The 23,657-nt window shown below is 53.2% G+C and carries 17 protein-coding genes; 4 read left to right on the top strand and 13 right to left on the bottom strand.

The window, feature by feature from the left end:
- Positions 1–9: 9 nt before the first annotated feature.
- The 8 genes from MHH28_RS02070 to MHH28_RS02035 all read right to left on the bottom strand — a co-directional run bounded on the left by MHH28_RS02070 (position 10) and on the right by MHH28_RS02035 (position 12,045).
- Positions 10–915 carry a carbohydrate ABC transporter permease gene (locus tag MHH28_RS02070; RefSeq protein WP_405111103.1) on the bottom strand — a complete coding sequence of 302 codons (906 nt, stop codon included), beginning with the start codon at positions 913–915 and terminating at the stop codon, positions 10–12.
- Entirely contained in the window at positions 912–3,476 is a 2,565-nt protein-coding gene (locus tag MHH28_RS02065) for a DUF5696 domain-containing protein (RefSeq protein ID WP_405111100.1), read from the bottom strand. Before MHH28_RS02065 ends, MHH28_RS02070 begins: the two co-directional genes overlap by 4 nt.
- A gap of 14 nt (positions 3,477–3,490) precedes the next feature.
- A complete protein-coding gene (locus MHH28_RS02060) occupies positions 3,491–4,117 on the bottom strand; it encodes a YIP1 family protein (RefSeq protein WP_405111097.1) in 627 nt (208 codons plus the stop codon).
- Positions 4,114–5,574 (bottom strand): hypothetical protein, encoded by a 1,461-nt coding sequence (locus MHH28_RS02055; protein WP_405111095.1) that lies wholly within the window; start codon positions 5,572–5,574, stop codon positions 4,114–4,116. The genes MHH28_RS02060 and MHH28_RS02055 overlap by 4 nt, the downstream gene beginning before the upstream one ends.
- Positions 5,575–5,592: 18 nt before the next feature.
- Positions 5,593–6,474, bottom strand: a complete 882-nt coding sequence (locus tag MHH28_RS02050) for a carbohydrate ABC transporter permease (RefSeq protein WP_340754536.1) — start codon at positions 6,472–6,474, stop codon at positions 5,593–5,595.
- Positions 6,471–7,436 carry a carbohydrate ABC transporter permease gene (locus tag MHH28_RS02045; RefSeq protein ID WP_405111091.1) on the bottom strand — a complete coding sequence of 322 codons (966 nt, stop codon included), beginning with the start codon at positions 7,434–7,436 and terminating at the stop codon, positions 6,471–6,473. Before MHH28_RS02045 ends, MHH28_RS02050 begins: the two co-directional genes overlap by 4 nt.
- Before the next feature lie 18 nt (positions 7,437–7,454).
- Positions 7,455–10,349, bottom strand: coding sequence for an extracellular solute-binding protein (locus MHH28_RS02040; protein WP_405111088.1), 2,895 nt, complete (start codon positions 10,347–10,349; stop codon positions 7,455–7,457).
- A gap of 307 nt (positions 10,350–10,656) precedes the next feature.
- Entirely contained in the window at positions 10,657–12,045 is a 1,389-nt protein-coding gene (locus tag MHH28_RS02035) for an ABC transporter substrate-binding protein (RefSeq protein WP_405111086.1), read from the bottom strand.
- Positions 12,046–12,368: 323 nt separating this feature from the next.
- Here MHH28_RS02035 and MHH28_RS02030 point away from each other — a divergent pair, with 323 nt between their 5' ends.
- Entirely contained in the window at positions 12,369–13,076 is a 708-nt protein-coding gene (locus MHH28_RS02030; RefSeq protein ID WP_405111084.1) for a helix-turn-helix domain-containing protein, read from the top strand.
- A 185-nt stretch (positions 13,077–13,261) separates the two neighbouring features.
- On the opposite strand, the gene MHH28_RS02025 is transcribed toward MHH28_RS02030, so the two are convergent.
- Complete coding sequence (locus MHH28_RS02025; RefSeq protein WP_405111082.1) at positions 13,262–13,552, bottom strand: hypothetical protein; 291 nt, start codon at positions 13,550–13,552, stop codon at positions 13,262–13,264.
- A gap of 170 nt (positions 13,553–13,722) precedes the next feature.
- Between MHH28_RS02025 and MHH28_RS02020 the strand changes: the two genes are divergently transcribed.
- The 3 genes from MHH28_RS02020 to MHH28_RS02010 are packed head-to-tail and all read left to right on the top strand — an operon-like array spanning position 13,723 to position 17,378.
- The gene (locus MHH28_RS02020; protein WP_405111081.1) at positions 13,723–14,577 is read left to right on the top strand and encodes an ABC transporter permease subunit; all 855 of its coding nucleotides are present in this window, start codon (positions 13,723–13,725) and stop codon (positions 14,575–14,577) included.
- Positions 14,574–15,539, top strand: a complete 966-nt coding sequence (locus MHH28_RS02015) for a carbohydrate ABC transporter permease (protein ID WP_405111078.1) — start codon at positions 14,574–14,576, stop codon at positions 15,537–15,539. The genes MHH28_RS02020 and MHH28_RS02015 overlap by 4 nt, the downstream gene beginning before the upstream one ends.
- A 45-nt stretch (positions 15,540–15,584) precedes the next feature.
- Complete coding sequence (locus MHH28_RS02010; RefSeq protein ID WP_405111075.1) at positions 15,585–17,378, top strand: hypothetical protein; 1,794 nt, start codon at positions 15,585–15,587, stop codon at positions 17,376–17,378.
- Positions 17,379–17,491: 113 nt separating this feature from the next.
- Here the strand turns inward: MHH28_RS02010 and MHH28_RS02005 are convergent, their stop codons facing one another.
- The 4 genes from MHH28_RS02005 to MHH28_RS01990 form a co-directional block, all read right to left on the bottom strand.
- A complete protein-coding gene (locus MHH28_RS02005) occupies positions 17,492–18,268 on the bottom strand; it encodes an alpha/beta hydrolase (RefSeq protein ID WP_405111072.1) in 777 nt (258 codons plus the stop codon).
- A 153-nt stretch (positions 18,269–18,421) separates the two neighbouring features.
- A complete protein-coding gene (locus tag MHH28_RS02000; protein ID WP_405111069.1) occupies positions 18,422–19,321 on the bottom strand; it encodes a GNAT family N-acetyltransferase in 900 nt (299 codons plus the stop codon).
- A 202-nt stretch (positions 19,322–19,523) separates the two neighbouring features.
- Entirely contained in the window at positions 19,524–21,548 is a 2,025-nt protein-coding gene (locus tag MHH28_RS01995; RefSeq protein WP_405111066.1) for a right-handed parallel beta-helix repeat-containing protein, read from the bottom strand.
- Positions 21,549–21,699: 151 nt separating this feature from the next.
- Positions 21,700–23,514 carry a family 43 glycosylhydrolase gene (locus MHH28_RS01990; RefSeq protein ID WP_405111063.1) on the bottom strand — a complete coding sequence of 605 codons (1,815 nt, stop codon included), beginning with the start codon at positions 23,512–23,514 and terminating at the stop codon, positions 21,700–21,702.
- Positions 23,515–23,657 lie beyond the last annotated feature (143 nt).

The raw sequence follows: 23,657 nt of genomic DNA, 5'->3' as shown, positions 1-23,657 counted from the left end.
ATCCTCCCTTTAATCATAGTAGAAGACCTTCTTCGAGATCAGATAGCTGCTGACCGCCAGAATGATGGCCACTGCGGCAAAATACAGCCAGGCCATCGCAGAGCTTAGACCGAAGTTGAACTGGGTGAAGCCGGTCTCCCGGATCAGATCCGTCATGGCGTTATTCGAAAAGGAATCAATAATCGTGTAGATGGAATTCACCAGTATGAGCGGGCTGACCATCGGAAAAGTGATTTTCCAAAAGGCCTCATAGCCAGTCGCCCCTTCCATCTTGGACGCTTCATACAGCTGCGGCGAGATGGTCTGGATGCCGGCCAGGAAAATCAGAATCTGTACGCCGGACTGGCTGACAATGCTATAGATGCGGCTCACGGCGCTGGTCAGATAGTCCACTACCCATTCGGCCAGCCCGGCGTCCAGCATCAGCCCCTCCAGCTCGAAGGTGCCCAGACCCTGAATCGCCCCGGCTCCGGCATTCTGATCGTTGACCGCTTGAATCAGGCTGGTGCTCTCCAGGCTCAGAATGACCCCGGAGGCCAGAATGACGGGCAGGAAGAAGATCGAGCGGGCCAGCGAGCGGCCGATGAATTTCTGATTCAGCAGCACTGCCAGGAACAGGCTGAAGATGACAATCAGCGGCACATTGATGACCATGTTCATAATGGCATCGGCCAGTGAGCGGTTGAATTCGGTATTCACCGTCAGCGCCTCCACATAATTCTGGAAGCCGCTGAATTGAACAATCAGCCCGTCGGAGTTGGCCTGCACCGAGCTTAAGCTGTAGCGCAGCGAAGACAACAACGGAATCAGGAAGAAGAAGATGAACCCCAGCAGCCAGGGCAGCACATAGAAGAAGCCCATTAATGCCTTCTGCTCATTGTAGGATCTGCGGTCCAGTCTAAGTATGGATTTCAAGATTGCTCACCACCCGTAATATAGCTTTCGGCCTCAACCGTCCGGCCCTCTGCAAGGACTGCGGTCTTATTGTAGTTGACAATGACCGACATTCCATTGCCGTAAGTGCTCTTATAAACACCGTCTGCCAGCTTCTCATGACCGGTCAGCCGCTGGTTCTGGACGTTCTTCATAATCCCGTTCACTTCCGTGTACATATCGGCTGCCTGGTTGATCCACTGCTCATAATGGACCGCATACAGGTTATCGAAGTCGGTATCCTTCACCTTGTAATTAGGCGCATACATCCATTCATAGTAGAGGCCGGAGCCATACTCCAGGCTCTTCAGGATATATTGCCTTGGATTCGTGAACGTGGACAGGTTAAACGGCTTGCCGGTGTAATTCACATATCCCCGCACCACCATCGGATAGAACGGAATCTCCTCATCCTCCAGCTTGAACCGGCTGCTGGACACCGGAGCATCCGTAATGTCAGAGAGATACGGAAGAGCGTAGGCATTTCCGCCGTCCGCGAGAATGCGCAATGACTGTCCGGTGATCTTCTCCAGCGACTGGACCGATATCTGCTCGGACGCAGACCGGTCAATCTCCTGGTTCTTGCGGAAATCGCTGTTCAATTGATCGGCCATATCCCTCAGCGAGATGCCGCCAGTCTGAAACGGTGCGATCTCCTTCAGCGTGGCATCAACATATCCGCTGACCCTGCTTGGCGAAATAATATAGGCTGGGGTGAAGGAACGGTCCCGCCGGTTCAAGGCCATATTGTACGGATAGACGGCGGCCGGAATTTCACTGAGCATCCGGGAGGCCTTCTGGTTAATCCGGAAGCCTGAGGTCTGGTTCGCCCGGAGCAGGGCAACGTCTGGGAAGAGCTGAATGCCTTGCTCCTTGGCGTAGGCAGTCAGCCGCTCCAGCCCTTTACTGCCGCCGATTGCCTTATCCACCGACAGACGGTCCGGCACCTTGTGATCCAGACCCCGGTTGAACCAGCCCGCATACTTCAGCCTGATATTATCAATCCCGCGCTGCTTCATCTGCTCCAGAATCTTTTGCGCTTCCTCGAAGGTGGTCAGCGCCTCCAGCGATTGATAAGGAATACCCAGGACATGCTTGGTCTTCGTGATTCCGCCCACCAGCTCCAGATAGAACGGCGTATTCACCGGGGAGTCTGCGGAAGCCGGCGGCTGTGCCTCAGGCAATCCGCCATGTTCCGCCAGATAGCTCTGGTAATAACGCGCCATGCCTGGATAGGAAGCTTCCTCTCCGCTCAGGAACGCATAACGGACGACGTAATCTGTCTTGGGCGGCTCCTGCTGGAATTTCGGCAGGGTGCGGTTCTGATCGCTGGAGGTCAGGGTAAGATCTCCCTTGGCAATCAGGGTGAAGCTCGGATACACATAGTTATATCCGTTCAATCTGCCGCTGGTATCCGCGTTGATGGTGGCAAGAGAAGCGCCTTGTTCAATAATGCCCAGCATGGCGCCTTCCTCCCGGATCAGGCCGAACACCGGCAGCTTGACCTCCTGCTGCTGCGCATAGGCATCCGTGGTCTCCATCGTCCCGTCCACACCATACACAGCCTGCTTGTATGCGGGATAACGGGTCTTGCCGTTATTGAAATGAATCAGCGCTCCTGAGCCGTCCGGCACCAGGATGGACCCGGAATCCTTGCTCCCTCCGGCGCCCAGGAAGCTCAGGACGGAGATGTCATTCACCGGATAATCCGCAGGATAGCGGATATCCGCGGACGGAACCTTGACGACCAGCTGATCCCCGTCCAGGGAGTATTCAATGGCGAGCTGGAAGATACGCGGCGCAGGCTTCGTCTGGCTGAGATTATTCTCGGCGATGTCCTGCTGCAGATCCTCCTCGGTGTACCCCGCCTTCTCGAAGCCCTTCAGGGTCCGCTCCAGCTGGAGCCCCTTCAGCGCTTCATCGTTTCGCGTATATACCCCGTTCTCCTCATCGAAGGTGTAGGCGATTTTCATCGTCCGCTGCCCCGTCTTATCCATCTTGCTCATGATCTTCTCCTCGAACCGTTCCTTGCCCATCTTCATGGGCAGATCCTCCGCCGTTGCAGCGGTCGTTCCGAACTGGTAGAAGACCTTGACGCCCTCCGGCGTCTGTTCCATCTTCATTTGCTTATGGGCTACGCTGTCGGTATATGAATTGACAGAGCTGACCTGACCCAGGTTGTTATAGAAATCCAGCTTGAGCTGCGCGGACAGCAGGTCTTTATTATCCCCGCTGGCCTTGGCATCCGCTTCACGGTCCGGCGGGTTGCTGTACCAGACCGTCCCGTCCGACTGATTCTTGACGGCGATCCCGCCGGTAGCTTCATCCATGAACAGCCGGAGCTGCGCGTTCTCCAGCACACCTGTCATGCCGTTCAACCCTGCATCGGTGAAGGCAGATTTCAGCGCGCTCCCTTCCGTAAAGGACACTTCAAGATTCGGTTCATGCCCGCTGGCCTGGCTGTCTGAGCTTGACGCCGAACAGCCGGCCAGCACACTCACACTGAAGAGAATCGAGAGCAGCATGATTAACGGCTTCCTCATTCCCGGTCCTCCTCCTATCTCCTTAAGACAATTTCTTGGTATATGGTCGAGACGAATGCAATCATCTGCTGAACCAGACTGAAGAACAGCAGGGTCAGGAACGCCATGAAGGCCATAGCGAGCAGCGTCAGCAGAATCGTCCCGATCGTTTTGGACGGGGAGAACTGATGAACGGTCATAATGCCCACATACAGCAGCAGTCCCGACCAGAGAAATGCAAAGTTTTTGAAAAAGTAATAAAAAGAGCTCTCCTGGGCCGAAATGAAATTACTGATCCAGATCCAGGGAAAATTAATCAGCACGATCGGAAGCAGGGCGAAGCAGGTGGTAATAAAAATCTCCGCGAACTTCCCCTCCCCGTCCATCAGCGTGGTCAGCGACCAGTTCGCCACACACCAGAACAGAACAGGAACCAGCACGTAGACCGCTTCCAGCAGACTGTTCAGATACCGGGGATTATTCATGTTTACCAGGAACCCGCTGTATTGATCGCCCAGCACATTCGTCAAAATCAGCATAAACAGTATGCCGAAGGAGAGGATCAGACTGGTTTTTTGACTGCGTTCATATTTGAGGTCCCAGTATCCGTTGAACGGATGAACCATTACGTACAGCGGATGTTGCAGCGCTTCTCTGTTCAATGGAGCTCAACCTTCTTTCTGGCCTTCATTTTCCGGTACATTCTCAGACCCAGCCAAAGGGCTACAAGCGCAATCAGCACCGTCATAATGGTGGAAAATTGTCCGCGAAGCACTTCCTTGCGGTAGAGCAGGAACGCTTTGGAATAGTTGGTCCGGTCCATGCTGCGCTCGAAATACTCCGCCGACTCCTTGTATTCGCCTTGCCGCAGATAGGCCTTGCCTATGCCCGCATACGCATACTCCATATTCGCATTCATATTCACGACCTTGCTGAACTCTTGAGAGGCCATCTCCTCATCACCGTTATAGTAGCTCCGCACGGCGCTGTTCAGCGTTCTTCCATACTCTGTGGTCTGGAATACCGTGATTTCACCCAGTGCCTGATCCAGCACCAGAATATCGTCGCCGCTGTGCTCAATGGCAATTGGAGTGTTGAATTCGCCTAGACGGTTACCGATTCCGCCGAAAATGTACAGCAGATATCCGTCCCCGTTGTAAGTGAACACCCGGCCCCGGCTGGCATCCAGCACCGCATATATTTCACTGTCGCTCACATCAATATCTACGAGCCGCGGAGCGCCGCCTGACCGTGTTGAATACATAAGATCGCCGCTGGGCTTGTAATAGCCCTCTCTCCGCAGAATATCTGCGCCCTGCGCGTTCAGCTTCTTGATCGGGTCCCCGTAGTCGTCCCCATTGGTAGCGTACAGAAAGCCTTCATCATTAATGTCCAGATTGGTGAACTCGGTCGGCGTATACATCACCATCTGCTCGCGCTGCGCCTGGGTGGAGATCGATTTCCAGAAATAATCCACCGCATCGACATGCACCCGGTTCGCGCCAATGAACGATTTGAACAGGCCGTCCGCCCCGAATTCCATGAATCCGTCGAAGACGCCGGCTGACATCACATAGATGCGGTCCGCCTTGTCTACCGCTACACGGACAGGCTGAAATTCAAAGTTCGCCTGCAGCAGCTCGGACTTCGGGGCTTCAATAATCCCTACTGCCTTGAAGCTGCTGTCGAGATGGACGATCCGCTTATTGCCCGTATCGGCAACATAGATCTCCTTCTCCTGCGTCACATAGATCCCCTGCGGATTGTTGAACTTCTCCGCCTTCCCTTTGAACTGGAACGCGTCTACCGTCTTTATGGATTTGTAGTCCTGATCCAGAATGACAAACCGGTTATTACCGCTATCCAGAACATAGATCTGCTTATCCGCTGTAACCTGAATATCCTGCGGATTGTTGAATGCGCCCGCACCCGTGCTGGCACCCGTTATGAGCGAAGTAGCCTGATAGGCGGACGGAGCAGCCACCGCATTCCCCCAGTATGAATAGTTGTAGGAAGGGGCTGCGCTCTCCGCCAGGGCCAGCTCTCCGCCAAGACCCAGGCTGACCAGGCAGCACAACGCCAGCAGACCGGTTCTCAGTTTCTTTATCCTTGCGACCATTGTCACCGTTCCTCCTCTCTACTCTTTCATACCGGATGTGGCCATCGTCTGGATGACACTGCTCTGTGAAATAATGAACAGCAGAATCGGCACGGTCATCAGCAGCAGAGCGACTGCCGCTCCGACCCCGGCGCGCGCAATCCCGCCCTGGATGACCTGGCTGAGCGCATAGTGAAGCGTCTTCAGGTTCTCACTGTAGATGAAGCTGCCTCCATCTGTGCCCCACAGCGCCGGGAATTGCAGGATCATCAGCGTCAGCCAGGCCGGCTTCACATTAGGCATCACGATTTGCCAGAACACGCGGTACTCGTTCGCACCGTCAATTTTGGCCGCCTCAATCAGCGCATCCGGGATCTGCTCCATGAACTGCTTCATCAGGAACAAACCTAGTGAGAAGGCCAGGGACGGCACGATAATCGCCGCCTGGGTGTTAATCCACCCCAGCTGCGACATAACCAGATAGTTCGGTATTGCCGTAACATGCGGCGAGAACATCAGGGACAGCACCACAATTTTGAACAGAACGCTTGAGCCCGGGAATTTGAACTTGGCCAGCGGATACGCCGCTGCTGACGCCAGCAGGATATGTCCAGCGGTTCCCACCAGTGTGATCAGCAGTGTATTCGCTATATATCTGGTGAACGGCACCCAGGAATTGCCCATGATCACCATCAGATCGGTGAAGTTCTCCAGCGTAGGGTTCCGCACCAGAAATCTCGGCGGAAAGATGAACAGCTCATCCAGCGGCTTGAAGGCATTGTTCACCGTGTAGATCAGCGGAAGCACCATGAACGCGCCGAAGCCCAGCAGCAGGCCGAAGAGCATAAAGCTGACAGCAAAGGAACGGTTCAGTCTTTTTTGAGGGCGAAGTGCCCCTATCACTCTTGAATACAGGGTCATTCACCCACCTTTCTGAGCAGCTTCTGGGTCATCATGTTGGTTCCGAGCATAATGCCGAAGAGAATGGTGGCGATAGCAGAGGCATAGCCCATCTCGAAGCGCAGGGTCCCGTAATCCATCAGATGGGTAACCACCGTATGTCCCGCATAGTTAACGCTCGGGAACCCCGCAAGCGCGATGGAGACCTCCGCCACCGCGAAGGAGGCGGTAATCTGCATGACCGCGCCGAACATCAGCTGCGGACGCATGGACGGCAGCGTGATGAACCACAGCTCCTGCCAGCGGTTCCTGATCCCGTCCATGGCTCCCGCCTCGAACAGCGTCTGGTCCACGGTCTGAAGTCCGGCGATGAACGCCAGGAAGCTTGTGCCGAGACTGAGCCAGAGCTGCACAATGATGACAATGGCGAGAATGTACTTCTCATTCTGCAGCCATTGAATCGGCTCCAGCAGCACCCCGATCTTCATCAGGAAGCCATTGAGGTAACCATAGCTGTCCCCCGAGAAGACGATCAGCCAGATGAAGAACACATTGCCCGAGATCGAAGGCGCATAGAAGACCAGCGTCATCAGCGACCGGACAAAGGGCGACAATTCATTGATCAGCCAGGCGAACAGGAAGCAGGCGATATAGCTTAACGGGCCTGTGATGACCGCGAACAGGAAGGTGTTCTTCAGCGCGATCATGAACACATCATCGCCCAGCAGCAGCCTGGAATAATTCTCCCAGCCTATGAATCTCGGCGTCTCCAGCATATTGAAATAGAAGAAGCTCAGCCCGAAGGAGACGACCACCGGGATCACCGTGAACAGGAAGAAGATGATCATATAGGGACTCATCATGAAATAATAATGCTTGCTCTTCTTGATATCTTTCCATAATTGCGCCAGGCGGGATTCCTTGAGCGGACCGCCAGCCAGCCCTTGCAAGGCTGGTTCAGTGGTATTGTGTATTTGTACCATCAGCTTACAGCCTCCAACCTAATACGGAAGTTTGAATTCCTTCCGTTTGATCTGAATTTCATCGTTAATGTAGATCAGATAATCCGACAGGGCTTCACGCGGATTCACCTTCCCGTTGACCACCTTGCGGAACGCATTGTCCAGATGCCGGCCTGTGAAGTAGCCGCCCGGAACCTGAGGGTTACCCTTCACCCATTGCCACTGGCTCTCCAGCTCCGTGTAATCCTTCACCGGCCACGGCAGCTCCTCCAACGCTTCGATATTGGCGGTCGGATAACGTGCCGCCGCTCCCATCAGCCCTTCCATTTCCCGTCCGTACTGGACCTGGGTGTCCTTGTCTGTCCACCATTTCATGAATTCCCAGGACGAATCCTTGTCCTTGGCATTCTCCAGCAGCATGACGCCGGTTGTATGGCTGGCCACGCTATGGTCCACCGTGCCGTCCGCCTGCTTCGTTCCCGGCACCACCGTGAATTCCCACAGGTTGCGGATTTCCGGCGCCATCACCGTCAGGCTGTTATAGATGGTATAATCGGCAATCCCGATCGGGATCTCGCCTGTACGGAAGCGGTTCGGAAAGTCCACCTTCACCGGGAACTTGTAATTGGTATAGAACTGGGTCCACTTGTTAAATTCACTCATGGAGGTCTCCGAGTTCAGCGCGCTCCGCTTCTGGTCATCGGTATACAACTGCCCGCCGTTCTGGTAGAGCAGCATGGTGAAGGCTGCATTCGGCACCAGCGTCGCGTTGTTCAGTGTATCCTCCAGGGGCAGATAGAACTCCAGATTGTGTCTCTGCAGAACAGAGACCACATTGTAGACTTCCTCCCACGTGGTAGGCGGCTCCAGGCCAAGCTCCTGCAGAATATCCTTCCGGTAAAAGAGCATCGGGAAAATCTGCTGCTCAGGCAGCCCGTAGACGCTTCCGTTGTACTTATAAGGCGTGAGCGCACTGTCCCGGAACCGGTCAGCCACTTGTTTGAAATCGGCGAACTGGGACAGATCCGCTGATGCTTTGCGCATCGCATAGTTCACAGGAAGGTCTTCGCCGATCTGCATGGCTACGTCCGGCCCTTCCCCCGCCAGGGTTGCGGGCAGCAGAATGTTCGGAGGCACCAGTCTGAGTGCAACGGAGATGCCCGTATCCGGCGTGAAGGTATCGTCAATCATGCTCTTCATGACTTGAGCCTGATCCCGGCCGGTCGAAATCCAGACTGTAATCGCCTTCTGGTTCTTCGCTACATTACCGATACTGTCATAGTCTTCGGTATACGAGGCACCATAGGCTCTCAGCTCATGCTTCAGCTTCTGGAAGAAGGTCGCCTGCGCAGACGGAAGCGGCTTGTCTGGCGCCGAGACCACAAGAGAATCAAGCGTTAAAGGCTGTTCACGTACGCTAAGTATCCAGGTCCCCAGTCCGCCGACATTCGTCTTGAAGGAGACCAGCCGTTTGGCTACCGTGTCCGGGTGCTTAGCCATATCCTCCAGCTGGGTGACCATCGAGTACAGCACGGATACCTTGTCGCTGCGTTCTCCGGTGGCCTGCTCCAGATATTCACCGACACTGCGGATAATCTCCGCCTGCTCCCGGAATACCTTAGTCATCTCCGGTATCCGCTTCTCCAGCTGATAGTCGCGGAACTTGTCAGGGTTATTCGAGGTAATCGCCAGAATATTGCGGTACATTTCATTCAAGGTCAGGACGCTGGACTGGACCGTACGGACCAGCGGCGCGATATCGCCCAGGGTCACGGTCAGTCTCAGCTTGTGCGTCCCTGGTGTAAGATGGAACAGGTAAGGCTCTTCCCCGCCGAGTACATTCATCTGCCAGCCGGGAGAGTAATTGAAGCGGATCTGCTTCATCTCAGTGAAGGGATATTCACCGTCAATCGTAAGGCTGCGGTTGGCATAGACGCCCCGGAGCTGATTCTGCTTCTCCTTGAGCGCTATCCGGTACAGACCTTCTTCAGGGACATTAATCTCCCATTCGATCCATTGCCCCGGAAGCTTCCAGTTCACCCCGCCGATGGTGTTGATCCTTAAGTTCGAGACTGCATAAGGAACCACTGCCGGGCTGGAGCGGTCGGATAACGGGTATAAGGTCGGCGACGATTTGGCAGATGCCGCTTCGGCCTGGACCTCGATATACGGCTCTTGTACCGGCTGAAGGCCCTTAGTCTCATACTGCTGCTTAGCCTCTGCGTAAGACTGCACTGTCCGGTCCTGGAACAGCTCAATATAATCAATGGCCATCGGCTCACGGAGCGCGGTCAGCGACAGCGTCTGGTTCCCTTGCTCCAGGTAGAAGGCATAGGGCTCCTCATAGAAGCCTTCACTGTCCGCTATGACCGTGGACTGCCACACCGGCTGCTCCACCTGTCTGGGGCGCAAATCGTTGCCGCGGTCATCCTGCTTAATGACCTCTTCACGGTTCCCCCAGACCCGGTCGAAGAGCAAGGTGTCGGCTCCCTTGAACGGCACCTCCCGGTTGATGGATAAGGAACGCTCAATCGATGAGCTTTTGCCTTCTACCGGATAATAATGAACCCGGATGTTATACAGCCCGGATTCCGGAACCGGCACCTCCCAGGAGATGGTTCCCGATTCCGGGGTAATGACAGCTGTTCCGTCAAGCCCCGCGAATTGCTGCTTCACCTCGAAGGCATCTCCGCTGCCTGGGGAATAGCTCTCCCCTTCGATGCGGATCTCCCGGTCAGGGCGCGGGGCATCCCCGTGTTGCTTCAGATAGGCTTCATAGCTGCCTTCTTCGGCTTCCTGCAAGGCAGCCGTGAACTTGCCTTCCGCCGGAGAGTCGGAATGCACGGGCTGCCCCGAGGAGTTCAATATCCAGACCGTCCCGGCCAGCAGGACAACAACCAATATAATCGCTATGCTCCTAATTCGAATATTCAACGTACTCCTCCCCTTAAGCGATGGATCATAAGTTTATATAGATCGAACCGAAAAAAACTCCACTTCAAGGGTTAGTCATGGCTGCAGAGCAGGTTTGACTTTCGGTCGCTGTTAGGTTTGTATTTCCTGATCTAAACTGCTGTTCGCAGTAGAAATACAACCCTAAAGGCGAACGCTAGCGCTCCTACAGTTCAAACCTCTCTTCCGCCACTTCACCCTAAGTGTATATTTCAAGTTCCAGCTATATAATTGCTGCAAGAATGGGAACAACAGTCCGCGGGGGACTGTTGTTCCATGCGGTATCCGCTTATTTTTTGTAGACCGCGTCCACAGAAGCCTGAACCTTCGCCTTGTACTTCTGAATGACAGTCGAAGCTGAAGTTCCCTTCTTTAGCTCATCCACCATCTCGTAGTACGGCATAGTCGAGAAGGTGTTATGGTTCGTTAACAGCATGCCGCCCTCGACCATCTTGGCGTTGTTGATATCTTCCTCGTTGTCATACGTGCTCTCCAGGGAAGCCTGCTTCGGATAATCATAGATCGACTCGATATCGTTGATCTTCTCCCAGATATACAGCAGCTGGTCCGGATTCTCGGCCTTCTTCGGGATGGTCAGGAACTGGACATTGGATTCCACGCTATGGTATTCGGTAGCATTGGGACCTTTGGGAAAAGGAACAAAGCCGATATCATAATCCTTCATATCCGTCTTGAAGCCGTTCGCCTCATAATCTGCTCCTGCATACATCAGTGTGTTCCCCTGGCGGAAGAACTGCGCCGGTTCCTGCCAGTCCCCGCCTTCGGTCGGCCGGGCTACCTTCTCGGCACCTAGCTTAGAGATGAACTTGAAGACTTCCAGCAGCTTGGGATCATCGAGATTCTGTTTGTCGTTAATAGTCAGATCAGTCTCGTTAGAGGCCATCGCCATTTCCAGGAACCCGCCTGATGCCAAGCCCCAGACATCAAGTTTGCCGTTGTTATCTGTATCCTTGTTCGCTTCTTTGGCGACCTGGGTGAAGGTCTCCCAATTCCAGTTATCCTCGTTCACATATTCCTGGAGCGGCTTCATGCCCAGCTTCTTCATCAGGGTGCGGTTATAGAATACCCCGCTGATCAGGTTACCCGCATTCTCCGAGAAGCCGTAGCCCCGGCCTTCATATTGGGAGAATTCTGTAGTCATCCGCTGATTGAAGGCATTCTCATTCTTGGTATACTCGTCAACCGGCCAGAACATATCCTGCTTGGTCAGCACCGGGATCATATAGCCCTTGCCCATTCTGACAATATCGCCAAGCGGCTCACCGGCGACCAGTGAAGCCACAACCTTCTTCTGGTATTCACCGAAGTCCAGCGCCACATATTCCACCTTGAAATTATGCTTCGCCATCAATTCCTTCAGATTCTTCGAGCGCTGGATATTGTCCGGGTTATCCTCGGGAATCTTCATATCCCACCAGGAGACAATCTTGATCGTTCTGCCGCCCATATCGAAATCCTTGTCCGGTGTAGCATTGCTAGGCTGCGCAGTCGCTGTAGCTTCCGCAGTGGCCTCAGCGGCCGGAGCTTCCGTAGCCGCCGCCGGCTGGGCTGATGCTCCCCCTCCGGCGTTCCCGCCGTTCCCCGCTCCTCCGCATGCCGTCGTGGCTGCTAATAACAACGTACTAATGAATACTGACATTACCTTTTTTGCCCGCATGATCTGTCCCCCCAAGTATGAATGACTTACCTCGAAAGTTTAGCGCTTACATTTTGAGGCAACAACCCGTCTAACTTCAGGTGTTCACCTGTCAAATTATAGGTCGGGCCCGCAAGTCCTTATACACCGGGCAGCCGGATTCCGATCAGGTAAACAAATGGAGCCTGGTGCAAGAATTGCACATTGTAGCGTCAGACTCTGTTGCACATAATGGATACAAAGAAGCTTAACTTCTATCTGAAAGCGGGGTCTTCATGTTGTACAGAATCTTATGTGTGGAGCGTAACCGTCAGGTGCGGGAGACCGCTTCTTATATGTTAGGTATGTCAGGGGACAGACTTAAGCATTTCATCATCCATGCGCATGCCGATTATTCTTCCGATATTCTCCGGCTGATCCGCAGCGAAGGGATATCCCTGGTTCTTCTGAATATCAGAGGCGCCCATACGGCGGGCATGAGAGTCTGTGAGCAGATTAGACAGGGAAGCTCCGTTCCGATTATCCTGCTCGGAGGCAGCGGGGATTTTGAGCTGGCGCGCCAAGCGCTGCTCTATAATGTAAGCGATTACCTGACCGACCCGGTGGACCCGGCCGAGCTAGGCAGAAGTCTTCAGGCGGTTAGTCGGGTGCTTGCTCCGGCAGACAGACCGGCGGCGGAGCGGGATTATGCTCAGTTCACCATTCAAAAAGTGCCGCCCTCCCCGTGCCCGATCGTCAGCACAATCAAGCAATACGTGGATGAGCAGCTCCATCATAATATTACACTCAAGCGGATTTCCGACTCCCTGAACTTCAATTGCGCCTATCTCGGACAGAAATTCAAGCAGCAGGAGAAGATGTCCTTCAACGAATACCTCCTGCGCCAGCGGATGGAGAAGGCCAAGCTGCTGCTGGAAACAACCGATATGAAGATCTATGAGATTGCAGACGCTGTCGGGTATTCGGAAATCGACTGGTTCTACAAAAAATTCAGGGAATACACCGGCACAAGCGCCAACGAATACCGCAAACAATGCTTCATCACCGCCTGATGCGGAGGAATCAGGCGGTGTGTTATATGTAGTGTGTGTTCCAGTTTGCACCAGCCTGCTCTTTTCGCCGACTTATTCTAAAATCAGGTGCAGTTGTGCACTTCATTTGGCCCATCCGCCCACGTTTTCCGAAATCAGGTGCAGTTGTGCACTTCATTTCGCTCATCCGCCAACATTTGACGAAATCAGGTGCAGTTGTGCACTTCATTTGGCCCATCGTCACCCTTTATCTTCCTCCCGTTTCCCGCTTCATCTCCGGCATTCCGCTTCCCCCCTCCCATAAACTCCCGTTTTGTCCACGGCCTCCTGCTTTTCTCGCTTGCCCCTCCTATGAACTTGTCCGTTTCGTCTGCGTTCCTTTCACCTGATAATAGATCAATAATTGGTGAGGATCGGTCATTGTTAGAAGATAGACGATAACTTATTATAGTTTCATACATGAAAGCGTTATCAATTGCTCCGAAATTGCTTTTCATTGCTTTTATTATGAAGGGGGATGACAGCCAGACAAGTTACTCAGGATTGCTTGCCCCGGCTTAGCTTCAGGAGGCAATCATACAAAGAGAATACAATAAGGAGTGAAACAATGCGCAGCCAGAGCATGAGAAGCAATTCGTTCCGGAAATTCCTTTACATCTCTCCCTTTATGGTTTTACTCGCTGTCTTTGCCTACTATCCGCTCTATGGATGGGTATATGCATTTTTTGACTACACCCCGCCTATCCCGTTATCCCAATCCGAGTTCGTCGGCTTCAAATGGTTCCATTCCCTGATCGAGAATCAGGTCAAGATCGACCAGTTAATGCAAGTCATCTGGAATACCTTCGGCATCAGCGGACTGGGCATCCTGTTCTCCTGGCTCCCGATGATTTTTGCCATCTTCCTGACCGAGATCAAGGCGGTACGTTTCCGCAAATTCATCCAGACGGTCACCACGCTGCCGAACTTCATCAGTTGGGTGCTTGTGTACTCCCTCGCCTTCTCCATGTTCTCCAGCGAAGGGATGGTCAACGGGTTCCTCCATATGACAGGGCTGACCGATTCACCTACAATGTTCCTGCAGAGCTCTGAGCATGTCTGGTGGACGATGTGGGCCTGGGCTACCTGGAAGACGCTCGGCTGGTCAGCGATCCTGTATATCGCCGCCATTATGGGCATTGACGAGTCACTGTATGAAGCGGCTTATGTAGACGGCGCCACAAGAATGCAGGTCATCCGGCATGTCGTGCTGCCAAGCATGATGCCTACCTATTTTGTATTGCTGATGCTCCAGATTGCCAGCTTCCTGAACAACGGATTAGAGCAATATTTCGTCTTCCAGAATGCGTTTAACAAGGATACAATTCAGGTTCTCGATCTGTATGTGTATAACCTCGCCATGGGCGGCGGCAGTTATTCTGTCTCCGTTGCGATCAGTATGCTGAAGAGTGTAATCAGCGTGGTGCTTCTCTTTTCGGTGAACGGGCTGTCCAAAATGCTGAGAGGAGAGGGCATTGTATGAGTGACAACCAGACCAGTCTTACGCCAAACACCCGGGAGATCGACATCACCAAAAAAACAGTCAAAATGCAGCTCAGCGCCACCGACAAGCTCATTTCCACCATCATTTATATCCTGTTCTCCCTGTTCGCCTTCATCTGCGTTTATCCGTTCTACTCGATCATTATCAATACGATCAGCGCGAATGATCTCAGTGCCAAGGGCGAAATTATTTTCTGGCCTAAGGGGATTCATTTCCAGAACTATATCGATGTATTCAAAATCCCGGGTCTAGGCAATGCGTTCATGATTTCCCTCGGCAGAACCGTGATCGGTACGCTGCTCACTGTCGGCGCTTCGGCCTTCCTCGGATTTATGTTTGCGCAGGAGGACATGTGGGGCAAGAAATTCTGGTACCGCTTCACCATCATCACGATGTTCTTCAATGCCGGAATCATTCCATGGTATCTGACCATGAGATCCCTGCATCTGACCGACAACTTCCTGGCGTACATCCTTCCGTCCGTGGTAGCGCCATTCTTCATTATCCTGGTCAAAACCTTCGTCGAGGCAACTCCGAAGGAGCTTCAACAGGCGGCCAGCATTGACGGGGCGGGAATCTTCACCATCTTTTACAAAGTCATTCTGCCGATCAGCAAGCCGATCCTTGCAACCGTGGCCATCTTCTCGGCGGTGAATCAGTGGAACTCCTTCCAGGATACGCTGCTGCTGGTGACGGATAGTAAGCTCTACAGCTTGCAGTTCATTCTGTATAACTACATCAACCAGGCGAGTTCCTTGTCCACCATGGTCAACCTGCAGAACGCCGGATCCACGGCAATGGCCACTCTCGCTACCAAGCAGACCTCTACCTCCATCCGCATGACGGTTACCATTATTGTAGTCGCACCGATTCTGCTGGTATATCCGATCTTCCAGAGATTTTTTGTCAAAGGAATTATAATTGGCGCCGTGAAAGGCTAACGGACATGCGCCATTATGATACATTAATCATTCGGGGGGCTACACATGAAAACACACATTAAGCTGGGCAGAAAGTCCGCGCTGTTACTAGGGACGACCATTCTGCTGGTAACAACGGCGTTAAGTGGTTGCAGCGGTAATTCCAACAATGGAGGCACTGCGGCGGGGACGGCCGAACCCGGAACACCTACTAAGTCATCCGATCCGGGCACTGGCGGCATTGATCACAGCAAACCTCTAACCATAACGGTATTCGACAACGCAGCTAACTATCAAGGCGAGCAGACAGGCTGGTACGGCAAGCTGCTGAAAGACAAGTTCAATATCACACTGAACATTCTGGCTCCGCAGGTGGCCGGCGATCAGCTCTACAAGACCAGATCCGCCTCCGGTGACCTCGGGGACCTGCTGATTATTGAGAACAGCCAGCTTGAAGAACTGATTCCGGCGGGTATGATTATGGATCTTACGGACATGATCAAGAACACAGAGCATCTGTCCAAATATGTAGACAATCACTTCAAGCCGTTCAATGTGGCCTTCGAGAAACAGAATCCGGACGGGAAAATCTACGCTCTGCCGGCCTTCACCGCCGATACTTCACCCACCACCTTCTCGGAAGAGCTGCCTTACTCCAGCCCGATTATGCCTTGGGACTATTACAAGGGAATCGGCGCGCCGAAGCTGAACAATCTGAACGATCTGATGACCGCCCTGAAGGACATGCAGGCTAAATATCCGAAGACTCCAGACGGCAAGCCGATTGTTCCTATTACCCTGTGGAAGGACTGGGACGGGGGAAGCATGGAGAATGTGCGCTGGCTGAGCAACTGGTATGGCTACGAGCAGCCGAACGGCACGACAACGATTCAACTGAATGCCAAAGGCGATATCGTTCCAATCGTGGACGACAACAGCATGTATAAGAAGATTCTGCAGTTCTATTATGACGCTAACAAAATGGGTCTCGTCGACCCCGACTCCCCTTCCCAGGACTGGAACAAGGTGTCTGAGAAGCTGACCAACAAGCAGGTGCTGCTCCTGTGGTACTCCTGGCAGAGAGGGTTCTACAATACGATTGAACGCGGCAACCAGGGAGACGGCAACGTAGCGGTTCCGATTGGTGATACCCACCTGATCCAGAACAGTGACGCTTACTTCGGGAACGGCAGAGTATTCGCCATCGGCTCCAAAGCCAAAGAACCGGAAAGAATCATGGAACTGATGGACTGGATGTCTTCTCCGGAAGGCCTGCGTTACTACACGAACGGCTTTGAAGGCTTCAACTATGAGAAGACACCTGACGGCAAATTCAAGCTGACCGAAGTCGGCCAGACAGCATTCCAGGAAAACACTCCTGTACCGGATGAGTACGGCGGCGGCGGTTATCAGGACGGCCAGAGCAAGGTGAACTCGATGATTATGAGTGATTTCGTAGTCGACCCGGATACCAAGGAATTCTACAACAGCACCTACTGGGCGTCCACCATCGAAGCGAACAAGACAGCACTGACTACAGACTGGCAGAAAACCTATGACGCGACCACTCCGACTGAATACTATACGAAGAACAACATGATCGACATCGTACCTAACATCAACACCAGTCTCGGCTCCGATTCCTCTGACGTTAAGAACAAACGCAGCCAGATCTCGGATTATGTCAAGAACACCTCCTGGAAAATGATCTTCGCCAAGGATCAGGCCGAATTCGACCAGCTCTGGACGAAGCTCAAGAGCGATGTCGAAGGTCTCGGCTGGAACGATGTCTTCGCGGTAGACAAAGAAAGAGCAGACAAAATCGTCAAAATGCGTGCCGATGCGGTAGCCAATAAGTAAGCAAATGAGCGTTACTGCGTAAGCTGTAAAAGTAAAAGAAGAGGCAGCCCTGGAGCCATGAATATGGCTTGGGACTGCCTTTTTTGTTACCGGTAACAGTTCTTCCTGCTTCCCTAAAAAATAAGCTGAGCGAACTGGTACAGTCCGTTCTTCCAGACCGGCCAGTCATGGTCGCCCTGTTCTTCCACCCAGATATGCGGCACGTTATGTTCTGTGAAATAAGCATGGGTGCGGTCGCTGACATACTTGAGGTTGTCCCGGTCTCCGCAGGATAACCAGAGCAGGTTAAGCGCGTCCGCTATCTTCTGCGGGTCCGGTACCAGCAGCTCCGGCTCCTTCGTGTTGGGCGCCGGAGAGAAGGCTGCCACCCAGGCGAACAGGTCCAGGTTGTTCAGACCCATGTTGAGCGATTGTCCTCCGCCCATGGACAACCCGGCCAGCGCACGGTGCTCCCGGTCCGTCAGCACGGAATAATTCGCTTCAATATAAGGGATCAGATCGTTCAGCAGATCAGACTCAAAGGTTGCAAAGGCTTCCAACTTGTCAGGCGCGAAGATGTCGCCCTCCGCCCGGTCATTCAGCATCGCCCGCCCGTTCGGCAGAACTACAATCATTGGCTTCAGCAATTGATCAGCATATAGGTTGTCCAGAATAACCTGCGGTGTGCCGTGAGTGTACCATTCGTCCTCATCTCCACCGATACCGTGCAGCAGATACAACACACTATATTTCTCTGCGCTGGAGTATCCGGGCGGTGTATATACTCTGGCCTTGCGGGTGTTGCCAACTGTTGCAGAGGGATATTCGATCATCGTGATCTTACCATGCTCGATCCCTGCTCTCTCCTGATCATACCCTGCTGCTTGCGTTGTATACTTCTGCTGGTTCATGTCCAAAGCTGCTCATTCCTCTCATAGTTATATGTATATTCTCACACTTTGTTTATTCAATAAACTAAGTATGAAATCCTGCTGAGGAACCTGCTGCGGAAAAATATTTATGGAGCATGGAAGCCCATCTATAACGCACTGTACTGACTGCATCTAACGTTCGTATACATACGAATACATGGGAGTAATCTCCACCGGCTGCAGGGATTGATAGAGTGCATTAGCCCCGGCAGAGAACCCCGTAATATATGCCGTTGTCACACCTTGCTCCTTCAGCCGGATGAAACATGCTGTAATGACAGCCTTGCCGAAGCCGCGTTGCCGGTAATCGGGATGGGTCCCAATCGTCTCTATAACCGCGATCCCGTTATCCTGATCCACGAACCCGAAACAGAAGGCAATGGGCCGGCCGTTTTCATCCATCACCGTGAAGTCAAGGTCCGCACGATAGGACTTTAGATCTTTTCTCCAGTACTCTATGCTCCCGACATTGGAATCATCCGGAGAGAAGATCCGCTCAATTAAATCACTCTTCGCTCCTTCATCTATCCCTTCCGCCATGCAGCGGATGTAGAATCCTTCTTCCAGGTTCAAAGTGTAATCCGTATGCGCAAGATCGTATCTACGGGTATTCCCGATATGGGAATCCTGCACAAAACCTTGATCCAATAATGCCTGAACCTCCAGACCGTAGGGATAGCAATCGGTGTTGAGCTTCTTTTTCTCCTTGCCCCATACATTCCGGGTCCATGCGACCATCTCGTCCGCCAGATACGGGTAATCCGGATGAACGATTAAGCTGAAGAAACCGCCTCCGGATTCAGAAATGAACAAGCCTGTGATCTCACCGGCTTCATTCTTCCATAGGTGTGCATTATGCTCCATGAAATTAGGATCTGTACTCTTGGACGCTTCGTACCGGTTCCAGAACTCGAATCTGACAAATTCCCAGGTCTGAAGCTTCCCCGTCAAAGTTACCATTTGTCTTAAAAAGGCATGAACGTTGTTGAAGTTCTCCCCGGTGTCTGCGTACCTTTCATTGAATGCCTTCATCCCCTCATCTCCATTCGGCTCTCATCATTTCACTCTTCTTCTATTATAAGCAGGGCCACTTCCCCTTTATAGGCAGAGATCGGCTATAACCATCTGTTCTATTGCAATCACCATTGTTGCAATTCTTGCAAGATTTCTCATATCCTGTACCACACAAAAGCCTGTCCACAGGGACAGGCTCTCAGGCATAACCAATTCAGTTCTACAGCACTATTTTCACCGCAGCATTCTCTGTTAGCTCAAACGGTCCAGGCGTCACATTCGAGTCCGGGCGCTGCTTACCGAAGAAGTCGCGGTCGAACCGGTATGGTGAACCGTCCGGCTCCTCATAGCGCATCTCGGCGTGATAGCTTCTGCCCAGCAGATTCGTGGTGACCACAGTAGGCGCTGCTGCACGCAGCAGCTCAGGGTTCTCAATATGCACCTGCACCTTGCCGGAAGCAGGATCAACCTCGATCTCAAGACCCTTGCCAGCATAGACCTTCGCATTCGGCTCATGTGTACCCGGCACCGCATTCTTCAGATACAGATTGCCTTGGATGGCTACGGAAAGAGCCATCTGTTCCGGATGGAACGGCTTCCCGGAATCGATCAGTGCCTTGATCTCTTCCTTGGTGTATTCCCACCACTGCTTATCCCGGGCATTCGGATGCTCGTTATATCCGCCCAGCCCTACGGGATGCAGGTAACAGCGGGAATTATCCGGGATACCATCCATTACCGGAGCACCGGTATCATCCACCTTATCTCTTGGAGACAGCGGAAGATGCTCGAAGAACGTCATCGGCACTACCTCATTGCCCGTATCCTCATCGCGCAGGAAGATATTGTTATAATATCTGTCGTCACCGCCCGCGATATTACTGTACCCGGCGATCGCTGTCTCGTGCGGCATATGATACGGCGTATAACGGGTAAGCTCCGGGCGCACCACGAACCTGCCGGCGAACAGATTATGGACGAACGCGCCGCCCTGAGCCATATTGCGGAAGTTCATCGGCGACAGGAACAGGTTGTGATCCACCATATAAGGGCCGTGGCAGACCTCCATGAAGAAGTCCTCGGACAGGTTGTCATAGAACACATTGCGGCTGATGCGCGTACCCTGTGCCTGCCAATCCAGCCATAACGCCCGGTAGGAGCTATAGATGACATTCCCGCATATCTGGGTATCCAGGGAAGCATGGAGCTTGATTCCGCCGACCTCTGCCCCGTGGAAAATCCGTTTATGATGGATATTATAAATCCGGTTCTGGAGAATCTGGCTGAACGCCCCGCCTAAATGTCCGACAATTCCAGCCTGCTCACAATCATGAATCACATTATTGCGCACGATATGACTTCCAATGTTGTCCTTATGCCAATCCTGGCGGAGTGCGCGGAAAATAACCTCCTGCTCCCGCTGCGTTCCGCCCTTCATCCGGCCATTGGACCATTCATTATGCCCGGTTGAGATTTCTTTGCCCAGGCTCACCCCTGTGCATTTGGACTCGCAGATGTGGTTGTCTTCAATGATCCAGCCTTTGCTCCAGTGAGGGCCGATGAGCCCTTCCTGCAGCGCCGTTGGCGGAGCCCACTGCGGAGACGCTTGCCGGAGCGTGAAGCCCTTGACCGTTATGTAATTACGGCCGGTCTGCTCAGGCCAGAAGCAATAAGGGCGGACGCTGATCTCCACCTTCTCGTTGCGGGGGTCCTTGCCGCCGAAGCTCGCCCAGATCTTGGTGGTGGATGGGCCTACTTCTGCATACCACTGCAGCAGAGAGTCCGCTGCGTACTTGGCCTGCGGCCATACCTGAGGATCGCGCAGCTTGGTAACGCTATCACATTCATACAGCGATTTGCCGTCCAAATAGACCTCCCCCAGATGCGGCTCGAATGCGCCTTCAAACAGCCAGTCCCCGTATAATTTCTCTTCAAACGGATTGCGGACAGCGAACAGGGTGTTAGGAACCTCTGTACTCCAGACACCGTCGCCTTCATCCTTCCAGTCAGCTGCCGGCTCAGCGCCCGTAATCACCACTTCACCGTCTCCGGCCGATTGATACACAATGCGCTGTTCCTCCGTACCGCCATTGGCCGGACTGACCCATTCCCGGTATATCCCCGCATGGACGATAACCATATCCCCCGGCTCCGCCAGCGCCGCAGCACGGGAGATGGAGCGGAAAGGTTGTTCCGCCGTACCCGGCGCCTGATCATTCCCCTGAATTGCCACATGATATTCCATATGAGCAACCTCCTCTTTCTTGTATGTCATATTGATATTTTAAATGAACATTCGATACTTTGCTATAACCTTGGGTAATCCCCCGGCCTAAGTGAATGGTCAAGGGTTCCCGGATGACAAGGAATAGTATAGGGTTAGGCAGAATCGTAGTCTAGCTTACGACAACTTCCATGGATACCTGCTTCAGGCCCGGATTCAGGTCCTTCTCCTCGGTGAGATCCAGAACCGGAGCACCATCGATGTCAAAATGCACGCGGCGCAGGCCGGAACTCCGCGGTCCGTCAATTCCCGGTCTGGCGTGGTAGGCGTTCCAGATCGCCCCATCCTCGTCCGTCACATAGGAGTTATGGCCCGGCCCGTATTCTCCCGGCACGCTTCTGGAGGTCAGCAGCGGATAATTGCCCTTGGTCCAACTCTTGATATCCAGCAGATCCGCCCCCTTGTCTGCGGTCAGCAGACCGACAACATAAGTGGCATCCACCGCTGCGCTGGCAAAGGTCACATACAGCTTATCATCGGTGTACAGAGCGAACGGACCTTCATCCACGAACGTATGGTTATTGGCCCAGCCGTAATCCGGCCGGGTCAGCAGCACCGGATCACTGGTCAGCTTCCACGGCTCCTGCGGGTCAATCGTTGCGATATAGACCCAAGCTCCAAGATCCACAGGAAGGAACTGGCGCTCGGACCATGCGGCATAGAGCTGGCCGTTCCAGCGGATGACGGTCATATCCAGCGAAATGGTCTTGCCCGCTTCGCACAGATAGCTGCCGTCCTTCTTCACTACCCGGCAGGGCTTGGACCAGTCCGCAGCATTCATGGGATTCCCGCATGGGCTCAGCTTCATCACATGCGATTCCTCATGGAAGAACTCACCGGGTGTAGCGGCATGGAAAATATACAGCTCGTCTTCAATGATATGGAATTCGGGCGCCCACAGCAGGCCGCCAATCTCTTCATACGTGGAGGAATCGAGAATCAGGGCTTCCTCGGCTGTTACCAGTCCGGGAATCGTATCGGCTTCCCTCATATACAACGTATGTTCCTTATCCGCATCATTAGTCGCAATGAAATAATATTTTCCCTTCCACCCTACAATGCAAGGGTCCGCACGGTTAAGTGCAATCGGGAATGGAAAGTGATCCTGATGGATCTCCCCGGAGATGCTGTAGGTGCCTGGCTTGGCCCAGTCGATGACAGCCGTATTCCAGTTTACTTTTTTGGTAGCCTGCGTACCGTCACTGTATAGAGCCGTTGCCCGGATAGTCTTCACATCCTCCACCGATGCCGCGCTCACGCGGTCCGGTACCACCACAGCAATATTCTCCGGCACCGTAAGCTTGCACCAGAGTCTGCGGGCTATCTCTGCAGAGACCGAGATCACGTTGCGCGGCTGGATTCCCTCGATCTCAGCCTGCACTGCTTCCAGCGTGAACGGTTCCGCTTCCACCGGTTCCGAGACATTCGTAAGGCTCAGGATGTCGGCGGTGAAGTTCTCGTAGCCCTGCCCCTGCTCGTCAATCCAGTGGATCAGGTAACCGTTCCGCTGCGGATCGAAGGTGCAGGATACATCGCTTACATGAGTATCCGCCTGAAGCTCCAGCAGTCCAATCTCCCTGTATTGCAGCAGATCGGCAGACGAGAACAGCAGTACCTTCCCCTTGCTCTGCTCATCCGCCTCACCGTCTGCCTCGGTACGTACAGCAATGACGCCGAAAGTCCCGTCAGCCAAGTAGAAAAGATACGGCTGCTTCAGGCTTTTGGCCCGGAGCGTCCCATCCTCATTCTCCGTCGCCTTGGCGAACAGGACTCCCGAGTTATGATTCAATGCCTGGAACGGTCCCCCGCCCGTGCTGTATGCAAGATGCATACTGTAAGCCAGCTTCGGAGCATACACGATATCCTCCTGCGGCAGTCTTGTATAGCAAAGGATATCTTTCCGATCTTCATTTTGTTGTGGTATCATTGATCCATAACCTTCCTTCATGTTGATAATTTCTAATAACATTAATCTCCCATTGCACGCTAGTATTTCAGATCAACTCTTGGATTCACTACAAATTATAGAGATTCACCGAAACACTAACAATGATATTTCGTGACCATTAA

Source organism: Paenibacillus sp. FSL K6-1217 (assembly GCF_045040735.1).
Lineage (GTDB): Bacteria > Bacillota > Bacilli > Paenibacillales > Paenibacillaceae > Paenibacillus_AQ.
This window is presented reverse-complemented; position numbering and strand designations above follow the sequence as displayed.